The following is an 8,488-nucleotide window of genomic DNA, read 5'->3' on the forward strand; positions in this document are numbered from 1 at the left end:
TGGATGCGCAGCATGGTTTCCAGAGGATAGGGTTTTCTACCGCCGCCGGCCTTGGGGTAGAACGGTTCGATCAGCTCCAGCAGGCCTGCCCAGGGCACCACCTGATCCATTTCGGCGAGGAAGCGCTCTCGGCGGGTTTGCTTGCGCTTGCCGGCGTACTCAAAGTCGGAAAAGCTCATCTGGCTCATGGGCGGCTCGGATCAGGTGTTGCGGGGATTCTCGCATAACTGAAGGCTTGTTCGGAGATTCCCTAAGCGCTGAGAGCAAAAGCGGTCAGGGGAGGTGACAGTCGACATGGTTTTGAAGCGCGTGCAATGGCAGTTAGTGTGCGGTTTGCTGCTCATGCCGTCCTTGGTCATGGGTGAAAATACCCGTCCCGGGGAGCGGGACAGTAGGGCAGACAGCGGCGAGTGGTTGGTTTTGGCGAGTCCGTTTGTTTGGGCACCCTCCAGTAATGGGCAGGTCTCACTGGCGGGCATTGATACCAAGGCTGACGTGGGTTTTCGTGAGGTCTTCAATAACCTGAATTCTGTTTTCATGGGCAACCTTGAAATCACCAATCGCACGGTCGGCTTTTATGTGGATGGTGTGTACGCTAAAACCCGTCAGTCAGAACGGCTCTATGGGCAAAAGATTGGTCTTTCAATCACTCAGTCCACATTCGCGGCGGGCGTCTATTACCGTGTGTATGAGCAGGCATTGGGTGGCTCGACAGTTTTCGGTGAACCGCGCACATGGCGCGTTGAGCCTACGGTAGGCGTGCGCTGGAGTCAGTTGTCTACCAAAGTGAATATTGACTCGCTGGGCTTCAGTACGAAGAAGAAAACCCATTGGACAGACCCGTTTATTGGCGTGCGCATGCAGGCGGATCTGACAGACCGGTGGACGCTTTCAGGCGAAGCCGATGCCGGAGGTCTTGATACCTCTGCCAAGCAAACCTACAACGCTCAAGCCTATTTGGGCTACAGAACCTATGTTTTTGAGCATCCCACGCTCGTGCGCGTGGGCTACAGAGTCTTGGCGCAGGACTATCGAACCCGAGATTTTACTGGCAATACGTTCAAATATGATGTGACCCAGCGCGGACCGGTAATTGGCCTTTCCATGCGCTTTTAATCCTTGGCTGACAGGTCTTGGTGCTGGGCCTTGCTGTGTTGACACCAGCGTGATGTGTCTTTGTGCCAGCCCCGGGCATGGGTGATTATTTGAGGATCATAGAAATGAAAACTGCATGCATCACCAGAGCGTGTGTGCTGTCACTGGCAGCTTTTATCAGCGCGGTTCCTGTGGTGCAGGCCTGTACACGGTTGGTGTACCTGGGTGACAACCAGCAGGTGATTACCGCCCGCTCCATGGACTGGAAAACCGACGTGGCCACTAACCTGTGGGTGTTTCCCCAAGGTATGAAGCGCAATGGCGAGGTGGGACCCAACTCGCTTGAGTGGACATCGAAATATGGCAGCGTCATCGCTTCGGGTTATGACATTGCAACCACCGACGGCGTGAACGAGGCAGGCCTGTCTGCCAATTTGTTGTGGCTGGTGGAGTCACAATACCCACCTTTCGATAAAGCCCGGCCAGGATTAAGTATTGCTGCCTGGGCTCAGTACGTACTGGATAACTTCAGTAGCGTGTCAGAAGCTGTGGACGTGCTCAAAACCGAGCCCTTTAATGTGATTACCGCTGATGTACCCGGCGAAGGACGCCTGGCCACTTTGCATTTATCGATGTCGGATGCATCGGGCGACAGTGCAATCATCGAATACATTGATGGCAAACAAGTCATCCATCATGACCGGGCCTATCAGGTGATGACCAACTCGCCGGCTTTTGACGCACAGCTGGCGATGAATGCGTATTGGCAGGCTATCGGCGGCACCGTCATGCTACCGGGCACCAACCGGTCTGCGGATCGTTTTGCCCGTGCTTCGTTCTACGTGAATGCCGTGCCTAAATCCCAGGACCCGCGTCTCGCGCTGGCTAGCGTTTTCAGTGTGATTCGTAATGTGTCAGTACCCTATGGCATCACCACCCCCGGAGAGCCGAACATATCGTCCACGCGGTGGCGGTCCGTGATTGACCATAAACAACAGCTGTATTTTTTTGAGTCCGCCATCACCCCCAATACATTTTGGGTCGACCTTAAAAAGCTGGATTTCACCCAGGCCACAGGGGTAGTCAAAAAGTTGGATCTGGGGCCGAATCAAAGCACGATTTACTCGGGCGAGGTTTCCGCAGATTTTGAAAAGGCGGCACCTTTTCAGTTTCAGGGCGCCTGAAGGTTCACATTATTGCACCGTTAGTCTTCAGCTCACTTGTCCCCCTGTTTCGTGGAGGTCATCCACAGTCTCAAGTGCCGTGATGATTGCCACGCGCAACCCTTGAACCTGTGTAGCAAGGCTCATGGACGCCACGGGTTGCGGGGCGAGCCCGGCTTGTTGTGGTAAATAGGGCACGTGAATGAAACCGCTGCGCACCCCAGAGCCCGTCAAGGCGTGTTGCAAACAGTAGAACACCTGATTACAGACAAAAGTTCCGGCCGTTTGCGACACTGACGCGGGTATGCCTTCGGCCTTTAGCGCCCGCGCCATTGCCTTGATGGGCAATGTGCTGAAGTAGGCTGCGGGGCCGCCGCAGACCACGGGCGTGTCGATAGGTTGCTCGCCCAGGTTATCGGGGATTCGCGCGTCGTTGAGATTGATTGCCACGCGCTCGATCGAAATATCGGTTCGTCCCGGGCCCAATCCAACGGCAATCACCAGTTCTGGCTGGAATGACACGAGTAGATCAAGCAAGCGCGTCGGGGCCTGGGAAAATACGCAGGGTAACTGCCGCGAGACGATCCGGACGTCCTCCTTGATCAGGGTTTGATCCAGAGCTTTTACGGCCTCCCATGAAGGGTTGATCGGGTCTTGATCGAACGGTTCGAAACCTGTCAGTAATACGGTACGCATGGGCGCCTCACATCAGCAGATAGAGCAGGACGATATTGACGACCAACATCATCAATGCCGTAGGCATTTGCGCTTTGATCACGGCGTACTTGTCCGGGATTTCCAGCAGAGCGACCGGCACGATATTGAAGTTGGCCGCCATCGGTGTCATGAGTGTGCCGCAGTAGCCAGAGAACATGCCGATGGCGGCCATCACTGCCGGGTTGGCATCGTAAACACCTACCAGCACCGGAACACCTACACCACCTGTCATGACCGGGAACGCGGCAAAGCCGTTGCCCATGATCACGGTAAACAATGCCATCCCCAGCACATAGACCATCACAGCGATCAAGCGGAAGTCCATATTGATGTAGGACGTTGCTACATGGGCGACGGCAGAGCCCACCCCGGCGTCGTTAAACAACAGCCCGAGCATGGCGAGCATTTGCGGCAGCACCATGGTCCAACCCAGCGCCTCGGTCAGACGACGCGATTCGCGCAGGCTTTGCAGGGGGGAATCACGGGTCAGAAGGCATGCCAGAATCAACGCCACAATACAGCCCAGTCCCAAGGACACGAACGTGGTGTTTTTCGGGTCTAGCAGCGGGACGCCCTCGATTTGCGTGTTTTTGAGCAGCATGGAGCCGATAACCGTCACCAATGGAATCGACAGGGCAGGGAGGAACAGCTTGTGCCCCAGTCTCCCGGCGCTGGCGCGTGCTGCCTTGACGTGCAACTCGGCATGCGTCCCGCGGCCTACGCCGCCAAAGCCTGCAATCAACGCCATGACCAGCACGCCTGCACCTACAACGAACGGAGGTATGCGATCGCCTACCAGAAACACGATGGCAAACAGCGCCCAGAACAGGCTGCTGCTCCAGCGTTTGGGGTGGTTTTGATCGCAAGCGATCATGCCGGCAGTGACCATTAACAACACGCCTGCCAGCCAGTAAAAGTACTCAATGGAGATGATCATCGTGCAACCTCCGGTGAGGTCGGCTCGATGGAAGATTCACGTGGGGTCAGTTGGCGCGTCAGCTGCGAGTCGAAGCGATACAAGCGCAGCGCATGCACGATAAAGGCGCAGATTGCTGTGGGAATTCCCCAAAAAGCGATGTGTAAAGGTTCTACATCGAGGCCAGAGCCCAATAAGAACGTATGCATCAAGGCGATTGCGCCAAATGCCACGAACACATCTTCGCCAAAGAACAAGCCGACATTGTCGGTGGCGGCGCACATCGCCAGTACCTTATGACGCACGGCCTCGGGCAATTTCCCGTATTTATTTTCAGCCGCGCCTTCGGCCATCGGCGCCAGGAGCGGGCGCACCATCTGCGGGTGACCGCCAAGGCTGGTCAGCCCAATCGCTGCGGTGGTTTCTCTCACGAAGAGGTACATGATCAATAAACGGCCGACTGTCGCGCGTTGAAAGGTGGCTATCCAGTTCTGTGCGTGCAAACGCAAGCCATGACGTTCCAGCAAACCAATCACTGCGAGCGGTAGCAGCAGGATTAATTGCAAGGCACGGGTTTCAAGAAATCCTTCCCCCATCAGCGTAATGATGTGCTCCAGAGAAAAGTGGGCTGCAAGGCCGGTCACGATTGCTGCCAGGCTCACCACGAGCAGTGGGTTGAAGCGCAGCACGAAGCCCGCGATGATCACGAATACGCCCAATAAGGGCCATAGATTGACGACGGTTTGCATGGGGAGTGAATCCCTTGGCTGGTTGCCGCAACGCCAGGGCAGGCTGGTGTGCGCGCAAGGCGAAAGCGGTCGGGCTCACTTTCGCAAAATTGATTCGCTGCCGGACTCAGCGTGTTTTTTTATTGTTGGCGTCCCATGAGCGGGCGTCATTGAGCGATATCTTTGGGCGCTTTACCCACTGCGTCCAGTCAAAAAAAGTTGTCACCGCTGAACAAAAAAGTTTGGCCAATTGCACGCGGGATCGGGCTGGCTTGCAGTTGTTGCAAGGGTTTACAGTGGCGACCTTGTTTAGCGTGAACGGGCAACCTTCATGAACATGAGATTCCTTTTGACCTTTGTATGGGTGGCCCGGCTCGGCAGTTTCCGACTGACTGCCGAAAAGCTATCCAGTACGCAAGCGGCCATTTCAAGCCGTATCTCGGTGCTGGAAGCCGAACTTGGCGTGCAGTTGTTTCAACGTGACTCGCGGGGTGTGAACCTGACGCGTGAAGGGCACAACGTGCTGAGTTACGCGGAAGAAATGCTGGCGACCCAGCAGCGCATGCTCCAGTCGTTGGGCAAGGCCGATACGTTTTCGGGCCGTTTACGCATTGGTGTCATGGATACAGTCATCCATAGCTGGCTGAGCGAGCTGATTAACGCTCTTAGTCGCGACTATCCGTTGGTTGAAGTAGAGCTGACGGCTGATACAGCCCTGAACTTGAATGAGCAATTACTCAAGGGGCAACTGGATCTGATATTCCAGACAGATTTATTACGGGCCGACGGTGTGCGTAACAGGCATCTGGCGTGCTATCCGTTGCGCTGGGTGGTGGCCAGAGGAACCCCTCTTGATCGCCCTTATGATGGGCTCGAAGCGCTCTGTCAGGAACGGTTGCTGACCTTCTCGCGGTTGTCCCGGCCGCATCAGGATGTGCTCAATTACCTGCATCAGCAAGGCATTAGCGCGCCACGCATCAGTTGCATCAATTCGGTGGCAGCCATTATCAAGCTGGTGGCTGATGGGTTTGGTATTGGTGTCCTGCCGCCGGTGCTGGTCAGCCGCGAATTACGTCATGGCAGCCTGGTTGAGTTGCCGATGTGCGCCGGCCCCGGCTTTTCGGTCTATGCCAGTTGGCGCGTCGGCGCAGGCCTTGAACTCAATGAAGCGGTTGTCAGCCTCGCCCAAGCGGTTGTGGCCGACTACCAGCGCGCCGTTAAACCGGGTCACCTGATATTGCCCAAGCCCCTCGACTAGTACAGCTTGTCATCTGATCCGTATTTTTATGAATCAACTGCGCCTGTATTGCAGCTCACAATCGGCAGAAAATTACACTCAGTCAGATAGCTCAAGTAGGCATCGAACCTTGAACGGTGCAGGGATGCCGTCCGTTGATGCTCACGTTCTGGTTTTCGACACACTTACGGTAGGAACTGATATGGCTAAGATGGGTTGGTTTTTGGGAGGATTTCTGCTGTTGACCATTGGGATCGGTATCCTTGCCACTATTCCGCCGGGTTGATCCCCCGAACATCAAAAGGCCGCTGCTAAACCAGCGGCCTTTTCTGTTGGGCGAGGGCATTCAGACGCAGTAAGTAAGGGCTTGTTCAACATCAGCCAGCAGGTCTTCCACATCTTCAAGGCCTATTGCCAGGCGCACCAGGCCTTCGCTGATGTCGTGACGTGCACGTTCCTCCCGGGTGTAAGCCGAATGGGTCATGCTGGCAGGGTGTTGCGCCAAGGATTCAGCACCGCCCAGACTGACGGCTCGGCTGATCAGTTGCAGGGCATTCATGAAATACCTGCCGGCTTCCAGGCCTCCCTTTAGCTCGAAAGCAATCATCCCTCCGGGCTGGCGCATTTGGGATTTAGCCAGCTCATGTTGTGCGAAAGAGGGTAGCCCCGGATACGACACCGACTTCACTGCCGGGTGTTGCTCCAAATACTGCGCAATCAACTGAGCACTGCTGCAATGGCGGTCCATACGTAAAGCCAGGGTCTTGAGCCCGCGCATGAGCAGGTATGCATCGTGGGGCGACAACACGGCCCCGGTGAGATCCTTTAAGCCTTGCAAGCGAATGCGCGAGGCCAGTGCCTGTGACGTGACCACAATGCCAGCCGTGATGTCGCTGTGGCCGCTCAGGTATTTGGTTGCCGAATGCACAACGATGTCAGCGCCTGATTCCAGCGGTCGCTGCAAATAAGGAGTGCAGTAGGTGTTGTCGATAACCACGGTAATGTCGGGGTAGGCGTGGGCGATACGAGCTACCGCTGCGATATCCACCAATTGCATGTTGGGGTTGGCGGGGGTTTCAAAGTAGACCATGCGCGTGGCGGGGGTGATGGCGGCTTCAAGTGCTTGCATGTCAGCCATGTCGACGTGCTTGACCTTGATCCCGAACTCGCCAATGCCGTGGTGTAGCAAAGCAAACGTGCAGCCATACAGGGTGCGGCTCACAATCAACTCATCCCCCGGGCGCAGTAAGGTCCAGAAGGTCGTTGCAATGGCGCCCATGCCAGAGCTGAAAGCGATACCGGCTTCACCATTTTCCAGCGTTGCCATGCGGGATTCGAGCAGGGCCAGGGTTGGATTGGAAATACGGGTATAAAAATGCCCGCTTTCTTCTCCGGCAAAACAGGCTGCACCGTATTCAGTGGAGGGAAATGCGAAGGTGGAAGTGAGATAAATGGGAGGAATCAAGGCCCCATTATTTTCAAGCGCGTTGTAGCCGTGGTGAATCGCGCGGGTAGAAAAGCCGAACTCATTTTTTTGTCGTTCATGCTGAGCGCTCCGATATTTCCTACAATGCTATGCTCATATTCGACACGATAAATTCCAAATCCAGGGGATGAAACGCGTGTTATTGGAATAAATACCCTTCACGCTGAGATTGAGAGGCACAGTATGCCCAGTCCGCTGGATAGAACCGATAAAGCCCTGTTAGCAGCCTTGCAAAACAATGCGCGATTAACAGTTGCCGAACTGGCGGAAAAGGTATCGCTGACCACCTCACCCTGTTGGAGACGGGTCAAAATCCTCGAAGAGCAAGGGCTGATTACCGGCTATCAAGCCATTCTGTCGCCCAAGCATTTGGGCTACGGCGTTACGGCGTTTGTCAGTGTCATGATGGCTTCCCATTCTCAGGAAACTGCCAGAAAGTTCGAGCAATGCCTACTGGATATTCCTGAGATCGTGGCATGCCATAACATCTCGGGCCGTTATGATTTTTTGCTCGAAGTGGTGGCTAAAGACCTTGAGTCGTTTGGTGAGTTTGCGCGTGAAGTATTGCAAACTTTACCGGCGGTAAAGGAAATCTATTCAAGTTTCTCTTTCAAGTCAGTAAAGCCGCTGCGCAAGATGCCCTTGGCACTTTAATAAGGTGGTTACCCGAGATAGAAGTCAACGCTGTAGCTAAAGGGTCTAGAGGTGTTGCATTTGACGAGTTGCGATTGGCAGGCCACGTCGGGGTGGTCGGGGCAAGTAATGCGATGCGTCCAGTAAAACTGGATTTTGGGCGCGCGATGATTAAGCCTTTTCTCATAAGCATATAAAAAACTGCTTTCGAAAATAACGGTTTTATTGTCGAAGGCATAAGACGCACGCGACTCGAATATAGATTTTTTGACGTCATAGTCAATCAGAATATCCCCCCTCAGTTTGGGTAGGGTTATGAATTGAATGGCATCCACGCGCACAGCAAGGTTGCTGTCAGATAACTCGGGAGGAAAGGCACCTTCTAGGGATGCTCCGATCAACTTGTCGTGCAGCCGCGGCAAGTTGCAATTTTCCAGGCACCTACAGCGTCATTGGACGAAAAGTGACCGAAAAATCATGTACGGAGAGCTTTTTCGACCGGTTCTCCGTGTT

The 8,488-nt window shown here is 54.7% G+C and carries 10 protein-coding genes; 4 read left to right on the plus strand and 6 right to left on the minus strand.

The window, feature by feature from the left end:
- A partial coding sequence (locus HBN61_RS21900) for a transposase (protein WP_524539063.1) occupies nucleotides 1–188 on the minus strand: 188 nt, incomplete at its 3' end.
- 106 nt (nucleotides 189–294) lie between these two features.
- On the opposite strand from HBN61_RS21900, the gene HBN61_RS21905 reads away from it, so the two are divergent.
- Both HBN61_RS21905 and bsh read left to right on the plus strand, forming a co-directional pair.
- Entirely contained in the window at nucleotides 295–1,116 is an 822-nt protein-coding gene (locus HBN61_RS21905; protein ID WP_346266468.1) for a hypothetical protein, read from the plus strand.
- 104 nt (nucleotides 1,117–1,220) lie between these two features.
- Nucleotides 1,221–2,279: a bile salt hydrolase gene (gene bsh / locus HBN61_RS21910; RefSeq protein WP_170047890.1), complete on the plus strand. Its 1,059-nt coding sequence runs from the start codon at nucleotides 1,221–1,223 to the stop codon at nucleotides 2,277–2,279.
- A gap of 27 nt (nucleotides 2,280–2,306) precedes the next feature.
- On the opposite strand, the gene pcp is transcribed toward bsh, so the two are convergent.
- From pcp to HBN61_RS21925, 3 genes are read right to left on the minus strand one after another with little or no spacing between them, the layout of a single operon-like run.
- Entirely contained in the window at nucleotides 2,307–2,954 is a 648-nt protein-coding gene (gene pcp, locus HBN61_RS21915; RefSeq protein WP_170047891.1) for a pyroglutamyl-peptidase I, read from the minus strand.
- A 7-nt stretch (nucleotides 2,955–2,961) separates the two neighbouring features.
- Nucleotides 2,962–3,912: a DUF979 domain-containing protein gene (locus HBN61_RS21920; RefSeq protein ID WP_170047892.1), complete on the minus strand. Its 951-nt coding sequence runs from the start codon at nucleotides 3,910–3,912 to the stop codon at nucleotides 2,962–2,964.
- Nucleotides 3,909–4,640, minus strand: coding sequence for a DUF969 domain-containing protein (locus HBN61_RS21925; RefSeq protein ID WP_094995173.1), 732 nt, complete (start codon nucleotides 4,638–4,640; stop codon nucleotides 3,909–3,911). The genes HBN61_RS21920 and HBN61_RS21925 overlap by 4 nt, the downstream gene beginning before the upstream one ends.
- A 310-nt stretch (nucleotides 4,641–4,950) precedes the next feature.
- Here HBN61_RS21925 and HBN61_RS21930 point away from each other — a divergent pair, with 310 nt between their 5' ends.
- Nucleotides 4,951–5,877, plus strand: a complete 927-nt coding sequence (locus HBN61_RS21930; RefSeq protein WP_094995174.1) for a LysR family transcriptional regulator — start codon at nucleotides 4,951–4,953, stop codon at nucleotides 5,875–5,877.
- A gap of 325 nt (nucleotides 5,878–6,202) precedes the next feature.
- Here the strand turns inward: HBN61_RS21930 and HBN61_RS21935 are convergent, their stop codons facing one another.
- Nucleotides 6,203–7,360 carry a methionine gamma-lyase gene (locus tag HBN61_RS21935; protein WP_170047895.1) on the minus strand — a complete coding sequence of 386 codons (1,158 nt, stop codon included), beginning with the start codon at nucleotides 7,358–7,360 and terminating at the stop codon, nucleotides 6,203–6,205.
- Between the two features lie 165 nt (nucleotides 7,361–7,525).
- Here HBN61_RS21935 and HBN61_RS21940 point away from each other — a divergent pair, with 165 nt between their 5' ends.
- The gene (locus HBN61_RS21940) at nucleotides 7,526–7,996 is read left to right on the plus strand and encodes an Lrp/AsnC family transcriptional regulator (RefSeq protein ID WP_169965703.1); all 471 of its coding nucleotides are present in this window, start codon (nucleotides 7,526–7,528) and stop codon (nucleotides 7,994–7,996) included.
- A gap of 8 nt (nucleotides 7,997–8,004) precedes the next feature.
- On the opposite strand, the gene HBN61_RS21945 is transcribed toward HBN61_RS21940, so the two are convergent.
- Entirely contained in the window at nucleotides 8,005–8,397 is a 393-nt protein-coding gene (locus HBN61_RS21945) for a hypothetical protein (RefSeq protein ID WP_170047893.1), read from the minus strand.
- Nucleotides 8,398–8,488: the final 91 nt, after the last annotated feature.

Source organism: Pseudomonas sp. WS 5071, from assembly GCF_012985765.1.
Taxonomy (GTDB): domain Bacteria; phylum Pseudomonadota; class Gammaproteobacteria; order Pseudomonadales; family Pseudomonadaceae; genus Aquipseudomonas; species Aquipseudomonas lundensis_A.

Excerpts from the sequence above, each read along its gene's own strand:
- HBN61_RS21905 (WP_346266468.1), top strand. The coding sequence starts at position 295 with ATGGTTTTGAAGCGCGTGCAATGGCAGTTAGTGTGCGGTTTGCTGCTC.
- HBN61_RS21940 (WP_169965703.1), top strand. The coding sequence starts at position 7,526 with ATGCCCAGTCCGCTGGATAGAACCGATAAAGCCCTGTTAGCAGCCTTG.
- bsh (WP_170047890.1), top strand. The coding sequence starts at position 1,221 with ATGAAAACTGCATGCATCACCAGAGCGTGTGTGCTGTCACTGGCAGCT.
- HBN61_RS21925 (WP_094995173.1), bottom strand. The coding sequence starts at position 4,640 with ATGCAAACCGTCGTCAATCTATGGCCCTTATTGGGCGTATTCGTGATC.
- HBN61_RS21930 (WP_094995174.1), top strand. The coding sequence starts at position 4,951 with ATGAACATGAGATTCCTTTTGACCTTTGTATGGGTGGCCCGGCTCGGC.
- HBN61_RS21920 (WP_170047892.1), bottom strand. The coding sequence starts at position 3,912 with ATGATCATCTCCATTGAGTACTTTTACTGGCTGGCAGGCGTGTTGTTA.
- pcp (WP_170047891.1), bottom strand. The coding sequence starts at position 2,954 with ATGCGTACCGTATTACTGACAGGTTTCGAACCGTTCGATCAAGACCCG.